The following is an 18313-nucleotide window of genomic DNA, read 5'->3' as shown; positions in this document are numbered from 1 at the left end:
GGCCCAGACGACCTTCCCGGTAGCCGAGGTGGTGGCACCATCGGTAGATGAGCACAACTACGCCGGACCCCCGCCTCGCCGGACTGCTCGAAGGGGCTCGCTCGCTGCAGCCCCGCACGGTGGCGCTGCGCCGCCAGATCCACCGGCACCCCGAGCAGGGCCTGCAGAACCCGAAGACGCAGGCGGCGATCCTGCACGCGTTGGACGGCCTGCCGCTCGAGATCACCAAGGGCGAGTCGACGACCTCGGTCGTGGCCGTGCTCGAGGGTGACCAGCCGGGTCCGACGGTGCTGCTGCGCGGCGACATGGACGGCCTGCCCCTGCAGGAGGAGACCGGACTGCCGTTCGCGTCCGAAGTGGACGGCAACATGCACGCCTGCGGGCACGACACGCACGTGGCGATGCTGGCCTCGTCCGCGCGCCTGCTGGCGGACCGCCGCGACGCGCTCAAGGGCCGGGTGCTCTTCATGTTCCAGCCGGGCGAGGAGGGTCACCACGGCGCCCGGTACATGATCGAGGAGGGTCTGCTCGACGACGGCGTGGAGAAGGCGTTCGCGCTGCACATCACCTCGACCATGAAGTCCGGCGTGGTGACCTGCCGGCCCGGCCCGATGATGGCGTCCGCGGACACGTTCCACGTGCACGTGAAGGGCCGCGGCGGCCACGGCGCGATGCCGCACAACGCGCTCGACCCGGTCCCCGCGGCGGCCGCGATGGTCGGGGCGATCCAGACGATGCTCGGCCGGCGGGTGAGCGTCCACCAGCCCGCCGTGGTCACGGTCGCGCAGATCAACGCCGGTACGACGACGAACATCATCCCCGAGGTCGCGACGCTCGACGGCACGATCCGCACGCTCTCGGAGGAGACGCGCGCGCTCGTGCACAAGGAGCTCAAGCAGGCCATCAAGCACACGGCCGCCGCCTACGGGTGCCACGCCGAGGTCAGCATCGTGCCGGGCTACCCGGTCACGGTGAACGACGACGTCGTCGGCCAGCACGTGGTCGACCTCGCGGCCACGGCGATGGGCGCCTCGTGGAGCGAGCCGATGCAGGACCCGCTGATGGGCGCGGAGGACTTCTCCTACGTGCTGCAGCGGGTGCCCGGCGCGCTCGCGTTCCTCGGGGCGTGCCCGCGCGGCATCGAGCTGGACGACGCCGCGCCGAACCACTCCAACCGGGTGCTGTTCGACGAGGCCGCGATGGAGCACGGGGTCGCGATGTACGCGGCGTTCGCGCTGGACGCCCTCCGCTAGACAGAGATTACTGGGTCCAGTTCAGCTTATGCGGCACGGCCTTGCCTATGCCTGCGATTGATGATCACCGCACGCATGGGCAAGGCTCGTCATGAGATTCTCAATGCAAGGAACCAGAAGTACCTACCCACTTCCTCTCAATCAGTAAGCGCGTGACGACTCATCAATTGCTGCGCTCCCGTCAGCTTCATCAGCCACAGCATCGGACGCGAGATGAGATCCGAGCGAACTTCGATCGACCCGACCCCAGTTCGCATTTGAACTTGCGAAATGCAAGAGGTGGTCGACCTCAGTCGAGAACCTAGATCCCAGCGCATCGAGCTTGACCACTTGCCGGAGCCACGGCGACAGTTGGGATCGATTCGCGTAGGCACACCACCTGCGCATCGCAGAAGTCAGATGAGAAAGTCCCCTGTTGACTTCCTCTTCACCACAATCCGCGAGCCCTTGGTAGATCAGACTCCATCCCAAGGACAGCTGGGCATAATTATCTATATCGGCCACACGCTCCAGAAGTTCAATGGCCTCCGCAAACCGACCTTGACGTTGCAACAACTGCCCCAGCGAGGATCGCGACCGGATATTTGTCGGATCGAAGCCGATGCTTTCACGCCAGAGCTGCTCGGCTAGCCTCACACGACGATGCCTGTTCGCGAGAGCACCCGCAGCGCCGAAGTCGGATGCGGCCACAGATGGGTCGCCACCTTCGAGCACGAGAGATCGTTCGCCAGCGATCGCATACAGAACAACAGCCATGTTGATATCGCCGCGGTTCCGAAGCCACGTAGCGATCCCCTTCAAGGCACCAACACCCTGAGCACTCCTGCGAACCGCATCGGCAGCAATGTCCTCATGCGAGTCCGTCTCCGAAATAGATTCGGAAACGCGGGCAACGACGGCTTCCTTGGAGTGCTTTCGACTAGCGGACATTTCACCGCTGAGCAGAGTGGTCGCCAACTGGTTCAGAGAAACACCTTCTTGCTCCGCCCTCGCTACCAGAGCACGATGCAAAGACTTCGGAACTCGAACCGAGAAACGACCACTGTACTCTTCCAGCTCCACCCGCGGCCGCGGGATTTCAAGGCCTTGCTCAATCGCCACCTCGAGCCACACTCGAAGGGCATCATCGAGATTTTCCAAGGCTTCAACAGCGGTGGCGCCTTCGCTTATACATCCATCCAGCTCTTGAACTCGCGCGAAGTATCCACCACCATCTGGAACTATTTCACGAGTCCAAGGAAGAGAAAACAAATCCGCCAAGGAGAAGTCATCTGAATTAATGCGGGCATCCACTGTCGAGCACCTCCTCCAGGGAAGTCAGAATCACGGTTGCAACGCGACGGCCAACCGGATTACGTGAGGTCGGGATTGTTATCGTGGAGCACCCGCTGGCGATCGCACACCAATGCGATCCTTTTCCTCGTTGTCGATCAACCTCGAACCCGCACAAGATGCAAGCGTCGGCCAGATCCGCTGGGCTGTTCGAGGCACGATGTCGCCTTATGTAGGCGAGCGATTCACGAGCCTTACGGCACTCTTCACACGATTCATCCATGATGACCTCACGTAGTTTGACGCTAAATAATTGGTTCGCACCACATGCGGCATCAACCGCCCTCACAGCTTAGCATGTCACCACCCGCGACGCCACCCCTCGCCTGTCACCACATTTGGTGCGCGTCGGTGCGCAGGACTCGGGAGCTGAGTCGGGCAGGCGTTACCGCTGGAGCAACCGTCGCACGGAATGATGGACGCCGTGCGAGACGTGTGCGTGATCGGACTGGGACTGATCGGCGGCTCCGTGCTGCGGGCCGCCAAGGCTGCCGGACGCACGGTGTGGGGTGCGACCGCCGGCAAGGAGGACGCGGACAAGGCGCGCGCCGAGGGCTTCGACATCACCACGGTGGAGGAGGCCCTCGGCCGCAGCCGGGAGGCGTTGGTCGTTCTCGCCGTGCCGCTGCCCGCGCTGCCCGACCTGCTGCGCAAGGTTCCCGCAGGTACCAGGCTCACGGACGTCACCAGCGTCAAGGGCCCCGTGCACGACGCCGTGCACCGGTACGCCCCGGAGGCGCGGTTCGTCGGCGGGCACCCGATGGCCGGCACGAGCAGGAGCGGCTGGGACGCCGGCTCGGCAGATCTCTTCGACGGCGCCGCCTGGGTCGTCACGCCCGAAGAGGCCGACGACCACCTCAACGACGTCATGCAGCTCGCGCTCGACCTCAAGGCCCACGTGGTGCCCACGACGCCCGAGGAGCACGACGAGGCCGTGGCGCGGATCAGCCACCTGCCGCACATCATGGCGGCGGTCCTCGCGGCGGTCGGGGCCGACGGCGGACCGCTCGCGCTGGCACTCGCGGCCGGCAGCTTCGGCGACGGCACGCGGGTCGCGGGCAGCAGGCCCGAGCTGGTCAGGGCGATGTGCGAGGGGAACCGGGACGCACTGCTGATGGCCGTTGACGACGCCCTCGGCAGGCTCGGGGCGGCACGCGGCTCGCTCGCGTCGACCGGGGGTCTCGCGAAGACCATCGAGGCCGGTCACGACGGCAGGAACGCGCTGGTCACGCAGCCGCACCGCACGCCGATCACGATCGACCTGACCAAGCCGGGCGCACTCGCGGCGCTGCGGAACCTGGGGTCGCGCGGCGGACGTGTGGTTGGTCTGAACGGCAGCACCGCCCTCGCGGAAACGTCGTAGGGTCGCCGAGTGGATCGACGGACGCTCGCCGGTGGGCTCGGTGGTCTCGCGCTCGTCGTGGCCGCCGTCGTGGCGCTCCGCAGCGGTGACGCGCCGGACACCCTCAAGAAGGAGGTCGCGGACGGCGTCGAGGTCGTCGCCCTCCAGGAGCCGATGAAGCCCGCCAACGCGCGAGCCCAGGCGCTCGACGCCGACGCGCTGCAGATCGCGTGGAACGGCTCGGCGTCCGCCTACGAGGTGCGCTGGAACGGCAACGAGCAGCTCGTGCCCACCCCCGAGGTCGAACTGCCGGGACTCGACCCCGAGCAGGAGACGCAGGTCGAGATCCGGGCGGTCAGCGCGACCGGCAAGCGCAGCGAACCGCTCAAGATCGCCGCGAAGCCCCAGGACCTCTACAACGGCAGGTGGGACGACCAGCTCGTCGGCCAGCCTGACCGGTTCGACGGGCCCGAGGCGCTCGAGCCGCGCAAGTGGCGGGTGGAGGCGGAACCGGACTGCCTGGGGCTGCGGCCGTTCGGACCGGGCAAGCGGATCGACGTCGACTGCCCGATGGCGGCCTTCCAGTCCAACACGCCCATCCGGTTCGGCGTGCCCGCGAACGACGGCGCGGTCGGCCGGGCGATCATCAGCGTCGCCGGCGCGGTCGAGTCGAGCCACGTCCGGCTCACGCTGCTGCCCGACCCGTGGCAGTACCTCAAGGAGACCGACGCGCAGCCCAAGGGCGCGGTCAGCCTCGACATCACGACCCAGGGCACGCGGATCGTCGCGGACCCCGAACTGCCCCGCACGGGCAAGCAGGTCACCCTCGGGGACGCGCCCATGACCGGTCTGGTCGCGGGCGTGCGGCACCGGTGGGAGATGCGGGTGCTGCCGGACGCGGTGGTCGCGCTGCGGGACGGCGTCGTGGTCGCCTACGAACCCGTCGCCCTCACCGGACGCGTGGTGCACCCGCGGATCCGCGTCGACGGCGGCGGCTTCCTGGACTCGTTCGGCGTCGGCGGGGTGCCCGAGCGCGTCGTGCCCACCGAGGTCATCCCGCTCGACAAGGACGTCGACCTGCCGCAGGACGTCGTCGCGGTGAAGCTCGTGAAGGCCCAGAGCGACCAGGTCGCGATCACGGACGTGCCGCTGGGGGCGGGCCGGGTCCCGGCCGACCAGCAGGCCCGGCTCGTGGTGATCCGCAAGCCCGAGAGCCGCCCCGGCGCGCTCCCCCGGCTCGTGGACCGGCCGGGCGGCATCAAGACCGGCGGCCCCCGCCTGCACGTCATGCACGAGGACGGCACGAAGCCCCCGCAGCCGTTGCCCGGCAAGGGCCGCGTCCTCGTCACGGCCGAGGTGAACGCCATCGGCCACCGCGGCATCGAGCTCGAGCTGAACGGCCGCCGGATCGTCGCGCTGCCCACCAACGAGCAGGGTCCCGGGGTGCCCGGCAGGCACGAGTTCTGGCTCGACACCGCCGACCTGGCCCGCGGTTCGAGCTCTCGGCTCAAGCTCAGCGTCCTTCCGGCGGACGGTGGCGAACCCGTTATCGCGGAAACCGTGTTCGAGCTGGGGTGAACGCCCTAGCGTGACCGCTATGAAGCGGGTCGTCCTCGTCGCTGCGGGACTCGCGCTGGTGGCGGGCGTCCTCGTCCTGCGCGACACCGGCGGGAGCGACCTGCCCACCGCTCCCCCGCCGCCGACGAAGCTCAAGCCGTACGCGGCGGACCAGCTCCTGGTGCCCGGCCCCACCGGCCGCCCGGCCACGCCGACGAACGTCGTCGCCCGCGCCGGCCACCACAGGATCGGGCTGACCTGGTCCGGCGACGCTCCCGCGTACGAGGTGCGGTGGGGCGAGGAGGTCCAGCTCGTCACGAGGCCCGGCACCCAGCTGAACGGCCTCGCGAACGACCGCGAGCAGCAGGTCGAGATCCGCGCGGTCGACTCGTTCGGCCAGCGCTCGCAGCCCGCGTCCGCGAAGGCGACCCCGCGCGCCGACAACGCCCCGTACTCGTTCGTCGACCGCTTCGACGGCCGCACCGGCCCCGACCCGCAGCGGTGGAGGCTCTCCAAGCGCACCGACTGCGCCCGCGCCACCTCGGGCGACGGCGACGACCAGGACCGGCTCGTGATCAGCAGCAGCTGCGGCACCCGCGCGGTGACGCTGCGGTCCCGCACGCCGTTCGTGCGCAACGACGACGAGAGCCGCCTCGTGGTCGAGACCGACGCCCCCGGCACCGGCGGCAAGCTGCTGCTCGACCTCGTGCCGGGCCCGGTGAGCGTGCAGGGCGAACCGGTCCCGCCGAACACCGTCCGCGCCACGATCTCCACGGACAACTCCGGCAACTCCATCGCCGAGCTCGTCCCGAACGGCACCACGGTCAAGTCGCTCCCACCCGCGGTGCCCGGCATGACCGTGCGCTGGGAGCTCGTGCTCACCCCCGCCGGCGTCCAGCTCCAGCGCGACGGTGACGTGGTGGCGACCTCTCCGTTCGTGCCGCAGTGGCGCGAGGCGACGGCGTTGGTCGGCGTCGCGGCGCTCGCGGGCGACCGGATCCGGGCCGGCGTCGACCTGATCGGCTACCGCACCGCGAAGGCCGACGCCCCCGCGTCCGGCCCGACGCCACAGGTGCGCGTGGACGGCCCGGCCAGCACCAGCACCCGCCCCATCGCCGACGTCACCGCAGGTCAGCTGCGCATCGCGATGATCCCGTCGCGCGAGAGCGAGCCCATCACGGCCATCAAGGTCAACGGCATCCAGGTGCCGCTGCGACCGGCGGTCGAGGGCGAGCCGTGGAAGCCCGGCGCGGAGTACCCGGCCGTCGCCGACCTGCCGCGCGAGGCCTTCACGGACAACCTGAACGTCCAGCTGGTCACCGAGGACCGCGTCCAGATCACGCACACCGACGTCGAGCTGACCGGCGCCGAGGACACCGCCCCGCGCGAGACCGAGCCACCGCTGGTGGACGCCAAGCCGACGCTCGCCGACCCGATCCCCGAGGTCCTCGACGCCGGTGGTCAGCCGATCGAGAACGGTGCCGCGCTGAACCGCGGCCGGGTGGTCCTGGAGATCCGCATCAACGCGCTCGACGCGTCCGTGGCGGGCCTCGCCGGGTTCGAGGTCAGGCTGGACGGCACGCACGTCGCGACCGTCCCGACCACGGCCGACGGACCGGCCGCGGCGGGCCGGTGGCGGATTTCACTGAACGCGGGCTCGTTGTCCGCCGGGCCGCACGCCATCGAGGTGAAGGCCTTCAGCACCGATTCAGCCGTCAACCCCGAGACGGGTTACGTTCCTTTTTTGCTCAAGCCCTGATTGCTCCAAGATGGGGGCATGGCCCGCGCACTGATCATCGACGCCGCCCGCACGCCGTTCGGGAAGTACCGGGGAGGCCTCTCCGGCATCCGGGTGGACGACCTCGCGGCGCTGCCCATCGTCGACCTGCTGCGCCGCTACCCGTCGCTCGACCTGGCGCGCATCGACGACGTGCTGCTGGGCGACGCGAACGGCGCCGGCGAGGACAACCGCAACGTCGCCCGCATGGCCTCGTTGCTCGCGGGGCTGCCGGTCTCCGTGCCGGGCGTGACGCTGAACCGGCTGTGCGCCTCGGGCGGTGAGTCGATCATCCAGGGCGCACGGGCGTTGATCACCGGGGACGCGGACCTGATCGTCGCGGGCGGGGTCGAGGGGATGTCGCGCGCGCCGTTCGTGACGGCGCGGCCGGACAAGGCCTTCCCCGACCGGCTGGAGACCGTGTCGACGGCGCTCGGCTGGCGGCTCGTGAACCCGCGCATGCCCAAGCACTACACCGTGCCGCTGGGGCTCGCGGCCGAGAACGTCGCGCACGAGCTCGGCATCACGCGCGAGCAGATGGACACCTTCGCGCTGCGCTCGCACCGCCGGGCCGCCGCGGCCTGGGACGCGGGCGTGCACGAGGGCTTCGCGTTCCCCGTGCAGCTGCCGGACGGGTCGGCGATCCGGCGCGACGAGAACGTCCGCGCGGACACCAGCGTCGAGAAGCTCGCGAAGCTCAAGCCCGCCTTCTCCGAGACCGGTTCGGTGACGGCGGGCAACGCGTCGCCGTTGAACGACGGCGCGCTGGCCGCGTTGCTCGGCACGGAGGCCATCGCGTCCGAACTGGGTGTGGAGCCGCTCGGTGAGGTGCTCGGCAGCGCGACGACCGGCGAGGAGCCGCACCGGTTCACCGTCGCGCCGGTCTCGGCGATCCGGAAGTTGTTGAAGCGCCTGCACGTCGACGCGTCCGACGTCGACCTGTGGGAGATCAACGAGGCGTTCGCCGCGATGGCGTTGTCCGTGCTGCACCACCTCCCCGAGATCGACAAGGAGAAGGTGAACGTGCACGGCGGCGCGATCGCGTACGGGCACCCGCTCGGCGCCTCGATGCCGCGCGTGATCATCGACCTGTGCCGCCACCTGCGGGCCCGCGGTGGCGGCGTCGGCGTCGCGGCGGCGTGCGTCGGGGTCGGCCAGGGCGTGGCGGTCGCGGTCCGCGTCTAGGTCTTGGGGTGCAGGATGTCCCGCGCCTGTTCGGCGGCGCGGGTGATGGCCTCGGACACGAAGTCCAGGAACCGCGCGATGTTCTCCAGCCGGTCGCCCGCGGGGGTGCCGGGGCCGAGGTTGGTGACACCCGTGCGCGCCGCCCCGGCGAGCGTCATCGTGCCCTGCGCGCTCGCGATCATCGACTGGTACCAGATGTCGCCCTCGTCGACGACGTACCGCTCGCGGCGGCGTTCGTCGCGCACGCGGGCGATCAGGCCCTGACCCTCCAGGTACGCCACGGCTTTCGACACCGACGCCGGACTGACCTGCAGGTGCGACACCAGTTCCTGCGCCGTCATGCTTCCCGAGTCGGTGGCGTAGAGGCTCGCGAGCGCCCGCGCCGTCATCTTCGGCAGCCCCTGGGCCATGAAGATGCCCGAGAACACGTCCTCGAACTCCCGCACGGCCTCCGGGTCGCGCCCGTCCGTGCGCACCGCTGCCCGGCGGCCCTTCGGTGACGCGGGCTTGCGGCGCTGGGCCCGGCGTTCGGTGGAGAGCTGGGCGATGTCGGGCTTGTAGCCCGCCGGACCCCCGTTGCGCAGCACCTCGCGCGTGACCGTCGAGGTGGGCCGGTCGAGGCCCCTCGCGATCTCCGCGTACGCGAGCCCGTCGGCGAGGCCGACGGCGATCTGGCGGCGTTCCTGCTGGGTGAGTCGACCTCCTGGCATGCACCGAGCATAGCCTTCACTCACATCCCATTGCAACGCTTGTTGCGTTAGATTCACATCCGGTTGCAACGAAATTGTGGTTTTGAACTGCTGTTACTCAAATCTTGTGCAACGAAGTAGTTGGCGGGAACTAGAAACGCAACGTAGCTTTTCGCCTATCGGAAACAACGAGCCACAGGAGCCAGAGATGCAGACCTTCGCCACCACCGCCCCGATCGCCGCCCTCCTCGACATCCCCGCCGGGCGCGTCCAGTTCATCGCCTCCGACCGCGCCGACGCCGCCGTCGAGGTCCTGCCGGTCGACGCCTCGAAGAGCCGCGACGTGAAGGCCGCCGAGAAGGTCTCGGTCGCGTTCGCCGACGGGGTTCTGCGCATCGAGGCCGATTCCGGCGGCAAGCTCCTCGGGTCGTCGGGTTCGGTCGAGATCACCGTCCAGCTGCCCGCCGGGTCGCGGGTCGAGGCCAAGGCCGCGAGCGCCGAGTTCCGCGGCGTCGGCAGGCTCGGTGACATCGCCTTCGAGGCCGCGCAGAGCGACATCAAGATCGACGAGGCCGCGCACGTCCGGCTGTCGACGCAGGCAGGCGACGTGACCATCGGCCGCCTCACCGGTTCCGCCGAGATCACCACGCTCAAGGGCCACATCACCGTCGCCACCGACCGTTCGGCCTCGCTCGACGCCGGCACCACCTACGGCCGCATCACCAACTCGCTGCGCAACGACGGCACGGACGTCCTGTCCATCCGCGCCACCACGTCGTACGGCGACATCACCGCCCGCAGCCTCTGACCGCACGACTCTCTGGGGAGACCACCGTGATCACCGACGCCAGTTACCAAGCCGCAGAACAACTCCTCCGCCGCCCCGCCGCCCCCGGCGAGCTCGTCGTCGGCGACAAGATCCGTCCACAGTGGATCGAGGACGGCCGTCGCTTCTGGTACCAGGTCCGCGACGGCGCCAACCGCCGGTTCGCGGTGGTCGACCCGGCAGCGGGCACCCGCACGCCGGACTTCGACCCGATGCCGTTCATCGCGGCGCCGGGCAACCCGCTGGAGGTCCCGTCCCCGGACGGCAAGGTCGCCGTCTCCCGGCGCGGCGAGGACCTGTGGGCCCGCGCCGGCGACCGCGAGTGGGCGCTCACCACCGACGGCGTTCCGGGCCACGGCTACGGCTACGGCCCGGACGCCATGAGCTACGGCACGCTGATGCGCAAGTTCGGCCTGCCGCACATGCCGCCGGCCCTGGCCTGGTCCCCGGACTCGTCCAAGGTCCTCGCCCACCGCACCGACCAGCGCGAAGTCCGCCAGACCCACCTGATCGAGTCGCGCCCGGCCGGGGGCGGCGGCCCGGTCACCCACACCCAGCACTACGCCTACCCCGGTGACGTGGCGGTGCCGCTCGCCGAGCTGGTCGTGTTCGACGTGGAGGCCGGCACGACGGTGTTCGCGGCGACCGAACCGCTGCTGATGCCGGAGTTCTCGCCGCTCATGGCGGGCTGGGCGTGGTGGTCGGAGGACAGCACGGCGGTCTACTTCCTGTCCCGCCCCCGCGACCAGCGCACGCTGACGCTGAACCGCATGGACGCCGTCACGGGCGAGGTGCGGGTCGTGGTGACCGAGTCGGGCACGGACCGCATGAGCCCCAAGCAGTTCATGTACGGCCTGCCGCTGGTGCGGGTCGTCGGTGACGAGGTGCTGTGGTTCTCGCAGCGCGACGGCTGGGGCCACCTCTACCGCTACGACCTGCACACCGGCGCGTTGCTGAACCAGGTCACCTCGGGCGAATGGCTGGTCCGCGAGATCCTGCACGTGGCCGATGGAGTCGTGTACTTCACGGCCAACGGCCTGGTCGCGGACGACCCGTACCGCCGCACGGTGTGCCGGGTCGGCCTGGACGGCAACGGTTTCGCGGTCGTCACGGACGACTCGCTCGACCACGTCGTCACGGTCTCACCGGACGGCTCGTACTTCGTCGACTCGGCGTCCACTGTGGACACGCCGCCGGTCACAACGGTGCGTTCGTGGACCGGCGAGGTGCTGGTCCCGTTGGAGCAGGCCGACATCAGCCGCCTGGTCGCGACGGGCTGGACCGCCCCGGAACGCTTCCGCGTCAAGGCGGCGGACGGCGTCACGGACGTCTACGGCGTGCTCTACAAGCCGCGCGACTTCGACCCGGCTGCTCGCTATGCCGTGGTGGACAGCGTTTATCCGGGCCCGCAGGTCACCCGCGTCGACCCGTGCTTCGACCCCGGCGGCATGGGCCTCGACGCGGAACCGTTGGCAGCACTCGGTTTCGTCGTGGTCGCTCTGGACGGCCGCGGCACGCCGGGCCGTTCGGCGGAGTTCCTGCGCGGCAGCCTCGCCGACGCAGGCGGCTTGGACGACCACGTCGCGGCCTTGAAGCAGCTGGCGTCGTCCCGACCGTGGATGGACCTGGAACGGGTGGGCGTGATGGGCCACTCCGGCGGTGGCTTCGCGGCAGGACGAGCGCTGCTCGCCTTCCCCGAGACCTATCGGGCCGGTGTCGCGCTGTCGGGTTCTCACGACGCCCGGTACATCGGGCTGGGCTGGGCCGAGAACGTCGACGGCGCCGACAACCCCGAGGCGTGGCAGCGCGCCTCGAACGTGGAGATCGCGGACCGGTTGCAGGGCAAGCTGTTGCTGGTGCACGGCGAGCTGGACGACACCGTGCACCCGGACCACTCGCTGGCGCTGGCGGACGCGGTGATCGCGGCCGGCAAGGACTGCGAGGTGGTGATCGTGCCGGGGTGCGAGCACCTGTTCATCGACCGGATGGCGTACGTGCGGACGAAGGCGTGGGACTTCCTCGTGCGCACGTTGATGGGAGTGGAGCCGCCCGCGTACCGGCCGGCGCCGATCCTGATCGACCCGGAGGTGCTGGGAGAGATGCTCTAGCGGGTTTTCACGTCAGCCAGGAACGCCGACCACGCCTTGTCCGACACGGGCAGGTGCGTGGTCGGCGCCTTGCTGTCGCGGATGCCGACCCCACGCCCGACCTCGACGCAGTCCTGCTGCTCCGGGCTGTAGCTGCTCTTCCGCCAGGTAGCCATGCCGAGCGCCTCCTCAGGACACGATGCTGGTGATCAGCTCCCTCGATTGTTCCGCATCCAAGGCCAGCTGATCGAGTCGCTCGATCACCGAGTCGTAGTAGGTCACGCTCTCCTTGTCTTCGAGGAAGAGGCCGGTCCGGCCGCCCTCCACGAAGATCACCGGCTCGAACTTCGCGTACCTGAGACGTGTGAAGGACCCGGACATCCCGGGATGCGCACCAATCGCGGCGGGCAGGACGCGAACCGTCAGGTAGGGCCGCACGATCATGGTCAGGACGTGGAACAGCTGGGCCCTCATCACGTGCGAGCCACCGACGGGAAGCCGGAGCGCGTGCTCGTGGATGTAGAAGGTGAACTCCCTGCTCCGGTGCAGGATGGCCTGACGCGCCAACCTCATCTCGATGGCCTCCGGGCTGAAGTCCAGCACCGAGTTCTCGTACATGGCGCGGATGTACGCGTCGATCTGGAGGAGACCGGGGATGAGCGTCAGCGACCACACGACGATGTCGTTGGCGTGCTGCTCTTCGTTCATGAGGGTGCGTTGCGGGTTCTGGACTCCGTCCTGGACGAATTCCAGGTAGCCCTTCTCGCGTGACTCCCGGTAGAGCGTGAGCAGGCGGCGGGCTTCGTCCGGCGGGGTGCGGCACGTGCCCAGCAGCATCGCGAGCTCGACCTCGGTGACGCCGCCCTTGCCGTTGACCAGGTCCGACACCTTGGCCTGCTCCCAGTCGAGCACCTCGGCGATGCCGCGCTGCGTCATCCCGGTGGACTGGATGGCGTCTCGCACGCCATCACCGAAGGAGCGGCCGACCACGCTCGAAAATCGTTTCGGCATGGTCGGAAGCTAGAACCCCGGCACCGCACCTTCCATCGTTCGGACCCGACTCGCCACGAAGGAAGTACTTCTTGGAGCGCTTCTAAATCCGCTTCGAGATGAGCGGGTACTCGACCACCAGGCCGTTGGGGTCGACCTTGATGTTCTGCTCGAACCCGCCGCTCTTGAACCGCACCACCGACACGTCGTCGCCGACGGACACGGTCTTGTAGGTCTGGGTCACGGCCTTCACCGAGAGGTCCGGCAGCGACACGCGCACCACGGGGAGTGCGTGCTCGCCGGGTTCGCGGTGCAGCTCGAGGCGCCGGATCGGGATGGCGTTGAACAGCACGGCGAACTGGACGTCGACGTCCAGCGCTCCGTTGAAGGTCTCGCGCTTGGCGCCCTGGCCGTGGTCGACGAGCCAGGCGCCGTCCTCGGTCCGCGAGAGGGAGCACTGGCGCTCCTCCAGGACCGTGGCGGTGCGCAGCAGCAGCCGGTTGACCTGGCCGCTCTCGCCCACGGACACCTCGAAGGAGGCGTTGAACTGCTCGTCGGGGCCGGCGGCGACGAGGCGACCGGACGCGCGGAGGCGCTGGTCGCTCGACAGGAGCAGGCGGACCTGCTCGAGCCGCGGCTCGTGGATGCCCTGCCAGGTGATCATGTCTGGCCGGCGGGCAGAAGGAGAGCGGGTCTCTCCGGAGGAGGTGACCCGCCCAGCGTCAGTGGCGTTGAAGGAGTTCACTCATCCACCTGGAAGGATGTCCTTGATCTTCTCGGCAACCGAGTCGACCTGCTCTTCGTGACCGAACTTGCCTGCGACGAAGTCCGCTGCGGCATCGATGCCCTGGTCGACCTTCTCGTGGTTCTGCTCGGCCAGGTCCAGGGCCTTGTTCTTGATCTCGTCGAAGTTCATCTGGTGCTCCTTCGTCCCTGACGCAGGGTACCCGAGCGGGCCCCGCGTGTTGATAGCCGCGATCACGCTAACTGCGCCTGGACAAGTCGGCTCGGCGACATCCAAGATGTCCGGTACCGCCGCCTGGTCGGCCGCCGTCGCGGTCAGAACCAGGAGGAAGTTCCATGACACGGCTCCTGCGTGGAGTTATGTCCGCAGTGCTGCTGTTGCCGCTCGTCGCAGTCTCCTCGGCCAACGCCACGGCCGACGTCCAGGGGAAGGCGAAGTTCACGGTGACGACCACGGCCACGTCCGTCGCGGCCCGCAGCGACCGGCGTCCGGTCGCCGGAGGGGTCTACGACAAGAAGGCGAACAAGACCTTCATCTCGTGGGCGGGCCAGTTCGAGGACAGCTACGTCCAGTCGTACGACCACCGCAAGTCCACCTGGTCGGCGCCGAACCGCATCGCGGACGGCGCCTCGGACGCGCACAACTACCCCACCATGGTGCAGGCCAAGGACGGGCACCTGCTCATCTTCCGCGGCATGCACAACGTCGAGCTGCGCATGTCCCGCTCGCCCCAGCCGAACTTGGCGGACGGCGTCTGGGAAGAGACGCTGATCTCGAAGAACGCCGCCACGTACCCGATGCCGTTCGTCACGCGCGACGGCACGATCTACGTGTTCTACCGCGAGACGACGCGGGACCTCGACGGCACGACGCCGACGGACACGCGGCCGATGCTCTACGTGGTGTCCAAGGACAACGGCAAGACGTGGAAGACCTCCACGGACCTGACCGGGGACCGCTTCGCGATCGGCTCGACGGCGCGTCCGGACAACATGAACGAGATCTACATCGGTCAGCTCCGCCAGGAGGACAACGGCCGCGTGCGGATCGTCTACACGCTCGCGGGCGGCGGGTTCGAGGGCAACAAGCACGACCGGTACCACCGCAACATCTACTACACGTGGTTCGACCCGCAGAACCGGCACTTCTACTCGGCGAGCGGCAAGGACCTGGGCACCCAGATCGACGACGCCGACCAGGAGAAGCACCTGAAGGTCGCGGAGACCCCGCTGAGCCTGCCGAACAACATCAAGTCCCCCGACTACATCCAGCAGGTCGGCACGGTCTTCGGGCAGCCGTTCCTGCTGTGGTTCTCCGGTGACGAGGCCGGCGGCCCCATGCACAACTACCTGTCCACGTGGAACGGTCGGAGCTGGGAGACCAAGGAGGTCGCACGGGGCCTGCGCACCCGTGAGGTCGAGAAGGTCGACCCGTTCACCTGGCGCGTCTACGCGACCGAGGACGGCAAGCCGAACGTGAACACGTACCTGGTGCGGCTGGGTCGGTTCTGGTCCGCGGAGACCGTGATCCCGACGGCCAAGCCGGTGCAGCGCGTGGAGATCGTGGAGAACTTCCGCGACCCCGCCCGCGCGATCTTCTCCGGTGCGTCGTCCAACCGGGACGTCGCGATCGCCGACGGCGACATCTACGTGGCGGGTGTCAGCCGCCGCTAGACCTGTTCCCGGGAAAGGCAAACGCCCCCTGCTCCGGCGCGGAACCAGGGGGCGTTCGTCTGGGGGGCTAGCGGCCTATCAGGCGCCGGCCTTCTTGCGACGGACCACGAACAGCGCACCGACACCGGCGCCGACGAGGACCAGACCGCCGAGCAGCGGCCACAGGATGGACGCACCGGTCGAGGCCAGGTCGTCCTCGCCGCCACCCGGAGCCGGGTTGGCCGGGGTGGAGGAGGTGGTCGACGGAGTGGTCTCCGGCGCCGTGGTGGTCGTCGTGGTCGTGGTGGTGGTCGTCGTCGTGGTCGTCGTCGGCACGACCTCGAGCTTCCAGTCGGCCTTGGCCTCCTTCTCGACCTTGGCCTTCTGCGGCTGCGCGACGACGAGCGACTGCGCGACGTCGTCCTTGTCCTTGTTGTGCGCCACGAAGAGGCGACCGATCGCGAGCTCGGCCTCGGCCGAGAGCTTGATCGAGGCGTTGCCGGCGGGGGCCTTCTCCGGGACGTTCACGAAGAACTCGGAGACCTTGTCACCCGTGGACTTGGCGGAGACCTTGTCACCCTGCTTCTGCAGGGCGAGGGGGGTGCCGTCCTTGTCGGTGAGGGTGACGCCCTCGGGGAGGTTCGCGGTCAGCTTGACCTCGGACGCCGTGGTCGTGACCTTGAACGGGCCGATCTTCTCGCCGGACTTGCCGGACTTCGAGGCGGGCTCGATCTCCAGCGTCGGCTTCGGCTGTTCCTTGATCTCGTTCGCCGTGGCGTCCTTGACCAGGCGCTCGTACAGCTTGACGACGTCCGCGTTGGTCTTGCTGCCGTCGAGCTCAGCCTCGTCGGTGAAGTGCCAGATCGCGGCCTGCGTGGCGGCGATCGTCTCCTTCTTGTCGAACTGCTTGCCGAACTGCGCCTGGACCTTGTCCATGGTCTGGCCGGGGTACGAGTTCGTCAGGATCCACAGGACCTTGCCCGCGTTGACCTTGAACTTGGTCTTCGGGTTCGGGTGCTTGTCCCACGGGACCTCCTTGAGGGCGTCCCGGTCCTCGAGGGGCGTCGGCAGCTCCACGCAGTAGGTGAGGACGTTCGAACGCTCGGCGTCGCCCTCGATGCGCAGCTTGATCACCGCGGTGTTCTGGCGGTGGTGGTGGTCGCCGTTGATGAGGTGGACGTCGTGGCCGTCCTCCTGGCCGCCGCGGTCCGGCTTGATGATCACGTCGGCGTGGGCCGGGAGGGCCGAGAACGCGAGGGCGGCGGTGGCGCCGAGCAGCGCGGTGCCGATCCTGAACCGGGAAGCCATGGGTCTCCTCTTGCTCACTGAAGTTAGCCCGAACGCGGCGGGAAGTCAGTCATCCGTCGGGACGGTCGGCTCGTCGACAGCGACACAGAACCGACAGGAAGCGACCGGGACGTTAGCCGATGGGGTGACACACGTATGGGTGAGGTAAGGAGATCATCACCCACCCACGGTGAGCTGCGAAAACATACTCACAGAGTCCACAGTGGATAGGGTTGCGATGCATTCATTCCGTCAGGTGACGTTAGATTCGTTGCCGAACAGTTATCAATAGCGGCGTCCCGCTACGGATGATCGACACCTTCGGTTCAACGACCTAGGCGACCATTTCGGTAACTTCCACGGGACGAATGTCACCCGGACGCAGGGAAGTGCCGCGCAGGCACATCTCCTTGGGCTCCGGACGGCGGCCGGTGAGAATCCACCGGGTCAGTCCGGCCAACTGGTAGGCGATGAGTGGCGGAACGGCATCGCCCACGTGGCGGTACGCGTTCCCGAGAATCGAGACGTCGAAGCGGAACTGGCGCGGAAACCCTTGCAGGAGCGCCATCTCGCGGACCGTGCAGAGGCGGTGCTGGACGGGGTGGGCATAACGCCCGTTGCCGACGTGCCCGCATTCCCGCTTGATGGTCCTGGCGGGTTCGTCCCACCACATCCGGCCGTAGACGTCGGGGTGCGAACCCCAGTTCTCCTGCTCGACGATCTTGCGTTGTGCCGGATTCAACAACTCCGCGGTCTCCGGTGAGCGGAGCAGATCCGCCCACGATCCGCCGTTCGCGGGAATCGCGCGCATTCGTTCGAGACTGCGGCCCTGGGAAAAGGTCGGCGAGACGTGAATGGGGTCGTCCGGGTCCGCGACGCCGGCGTCGACGACCGGGAGCTTGCCGATCGCGCGGCGCACCGTGATCGCGGACGGGCGGATCACCCGGCCGGCCCACAGGTCGTCCAGCGTGAGCAGCGGCAGGCCGCCGTCGACCGCGACCAGCAGCGTCCGCTCGCGCAGCTGCGGCAGGCCGAACCGCGACAGCATGTGCGTGCCGCCCCAGACCTTGTACCCGATCCGGGTCATCTCCTGCGCGAGGCTGTCGAAGTGGTGGCGCTGCTTGCCCTTGACGAGCTCGCGGGCGTTCTCGACCAGCACGACCTTCGGGCGCAGCTCCTGCGCGTACACCGCGATCCGGCCGACCAGCGAGTTGCGCGGGTCGTCGCGCAGGTGGTTCTGCGAGGTGATCCGGCTGAAGCCCGAGCACGGCGGGCACGCCAGCAGCACGTCGAGCTCGCCGCGCCGCAGGCCCCAGACCTCGCGCAACGCCGCGGGCGACACGCGGGCGAGGTCGACCTCCAGCGGGTCGACGCCGATGTTGGCGCGGTAGGTGTCGTTGCAGCGCAACGAACCGAGCTTCGAGCTGGGCTTGCCGATCTGCGCGTCGGCGGCACCGACCACCCGGAAGTCGCGGTGGGCGTGGAAGCCGTAGCTCATGCCGCCCGCACCCGAGAAGATGTCGGCCACCGAGAAGGACACGGCGAGATCGTACGGGCGAGGCGCCGAGGCCCTCCCCCTGCCATCCCGTAC

16 protein-coding genes are annotated in these 18313 nt (G+C 68.8%); 8 read left to right on the top strand and 8 right to left on the bottom strand.

Annotated features, from left to right (window positions below; translation table 11 throughout):
• Positions 1 to 47: 47 nt before the first annotated feature.
• A complete protein-coding gene (locus ABZX02_RS14870; RefSeq protein WP_355298353.1) occupies positions 48 to 1253 on the top strand; it encodes a M20 family metallopeptidase in 1206 nt (401 codons plus the stop codon).
• A 141-nt stretch (positions 1254 to 1394) separates the two neighbouring features.
• Here the strand turns inward: ABZX02_RS14870 and ABZX02_RS14865 are convergent, their stop codons facing one another.
• A complete protein-coding gene (locus tag ABZX02_RS14865; RefSeq protein WP_355298351.1) occupies positions 1395 to 2546 on the bottom strand; it encodes a toxin-antitoxin system HicB family antitoxin in 1152 nt (383 codons plus the stop codon).
• A 463-nt stretch (positions 2547 to 3009) separates the two neighbouring features.
• Here ABZX02_RS14865 and ABZX02_RS14860 point away from each other — a divergent pair, with 463 nt between their 5' ends.
• The 4 genes from ABZX02_RS14860 to ABZX02_RS14845 are packed head-to-tail and all read left to right on the top strand — an operon-like array spanning position 3010 to position 8446.
• Positions 3010 to 3948: a prephenate dehydrogenase gene (locus ABZX02_RS14860; RefSeq protein ID WP_355298350.1), complete on the top strand. Its 939-nt coding sequence runs from the start codon at positions 3010 to 3012 to the stop codon at positions 3946 to 3948.
• 9 nt (positions 3949 to 3957) lie between these two features.
• The gene (locus ABZX02_RS14855; protein ID WP_355298348.1) at positions 3958 to 5505 is read left to right on the top strand and encodes a hypothetical protein; all 1548 of its coding nucleotides are present in this window, start codon (positions 3958 to 3960) and stop codon (positions 5503 to 5505) included.
• A 19-nt stretch (positions 5506 to 5524) separates the two neighbouring features.
• Entirely contained in the window at positions 5525 to 7243 is a 1719-nt protein-coding gene (locus ABZX02_RS14850) for a hypothetical protein (protein ID WP_355298346.1), read from the top strand.
• A gap of 18 nt (positions 7244 to 7261) precedes the next feature.
• Positions 7262 to 8446 carry a thiolase family protein gene (locus tag ABZX02_RS14845; RefSeq protein WP_355298344.1) on the top strand — a complete coding sequence of 395 codons (1185 nt, stop codon included), beginning with the start codon at positions 7262 to 7264 and terminating at the stop codon, positions 8444 to 8446.
• Here ABZX02_RS14845 and ABZX02_RS14840 read toward each other — a convergent pair.
• Positions 8443 to 9156: a helix-turn-helix domain-containing protein gene (locus tag ABZX02_RS14840; RefSeq protein WP_355298343.1), complete on the bottom strand. Its 714-nt coding sequence runs from the start codon at positions 9154 to 9156 to the stop codon at positions 8443 to 8445. The two genes, ABZX02_RS14845 and ABZX02_RS14840, sit on opposite strands and share 4 nt — an antisense overlap.
• 187 nt (positions 9157 to 9343) lie before the next feature.
• On the opposite strand from ABZX02_RS14840, the gene ABZX02_RS14835 reads away from it, so the two are divergent.
• Entirely contained in the window at positions 9344 to 9943 is a 600-nt protein-coding gene (locus tag ABZX02_RS14835; RefSeq protein WP_355298341.1) for a DUF4097 family beta strand repeat-containing protein, read from the top strand.
• A 26-nt stretch (positions 9944 to 9969) separates the two neighbouring features.
• A complete protein-coding gene (locus ABZX02_RS14830) occupies positions 9970 to 12069 on the top strand; it encodes a DPP IV N-terminal domain-containing protein (protein ID WP_355298339.1) in 2100 nt (699 codons plus the stop codon).
• On the opposite strand, the gene ABZX02_RS14825 is transcribed toward ABZX02_RS14830, so the two are convergent.
• The 4 genes from ABZX02_RS14825 to ABZX02_RS14810 all read right to left on the bottom strand — a co-directional run bounded on the left by ABZX02_RS14825 (position 12066) and on the right by ABZX02_RS14810 (position 13954).
• Positions 12066 to 12224 (bottom strand): DUF397 domain-containing protein, encoded by a 159-nt coding sequence (locus ABZX02_RS14825; RefSeq protein ID WP_355298337.1) that lies wholly within the window; start codon positions 12222 to 12224, stop codon positions 12066 to 12068. The genes ABZX02_RS14830 and ABZX02_RS14825 overlap by 4 nt on opposite strands.
• Before the next feature lie 13 nt (positions 12225 to 12237).
• Positions 12238 to 13059, bottom strand: coding sequence for a DUF5753 domain-containing protein (locus tag ABZX02_RS14820; RefSeq protein WP_355298335.1), 822 nt, complete (start codon positions 13057 to 13059; stop codon positions 12238 to 12240).
• An 82-nt stretch (positions 13060 to 13141) separates the two neighbouring features.
• Positions 13142 to 13702 carry a putative glycolipid-binding domain-containing protein gene (locus ABZX02_RS14815; RefSeq protein ID WP_355298333.1) on the bottom strand — a complete coding sequence of 187 codons (561 nt, stop codon included), beginning with the start codon at positions 13700 to 13702 and terminating at the stop codon, positions 13142 to 13144.
• 81 nt (positions 13703 to 13783) lie between these two features.
• Positions 13784 to 13954, bottom strand: coding sequence for an antitoxin (locus ABZX02_RS14810; RefSeq protein WP_089907918.1), 171 nt, complete (start codon positions 13952 to 13954; stop codon positions 13784 to 13786).
• A gap of 188 nt (positions 13955 to 14142) precedes the next feature.
• On the opposite strand from ABZX02_RS14810, the gene ABZX02_RS14805 reads away from it, so the two are divergent.
• Positions 14143 to 15456 carry a BNR-4 repeat-containing protein gene (locus ABZX02_RS14805; RefSeq protein WP_355298331.1) on the top strand — a complete coding sequence of 438 codons (1314 nt, stop codon included), beginning with the start codon at positions 14143 to 14145 and terminating at the stop codon, positions 15454 to 15456.
• Between the two features lie 78 nt (positions 15457 to 15534).
• Here ABZX02_RS14805 and ABZX02_RS14800 read toward each other — a convergent pair whose 3' ends face one another.
• Entirely contained in the window at positions 15535 to 16743 is a 1209-nt protein-coding gene (locus tag ABZX02_RS14800; protein WP_355298329.1) for a thioester domain-containing protein, read from the bottom strand.
• Between the two features lie 313 nt (positions 16744 to 17056).
• Entirely contained in the window at positions 17057 to 18262 is a 1206-nt protein-coding gene (locus tag ABZX02_RS14795; protein ID WP_355298328.1) for a DNA cytosine methyltransferase, read from the bottom strand.
• Between the last annotated feature and the right edge of the window lie 51 nt (positions 18263 to 18313).

Source organism: Lentzea sp. NPDC003310, from assembly GCF_040610935.1.
Taxonomy (GTDB): domain Bacteria; phylum Actinomycetota; class Actinomycetes; order Mycobacteriales; family Pseudonocardiaceae; genus Lentzea.
The sequence above is the reverse complement of the archived record's forward strand: the minus strand, read 5'-3'. Positions and strand labels throughout refer to the sequence as shown.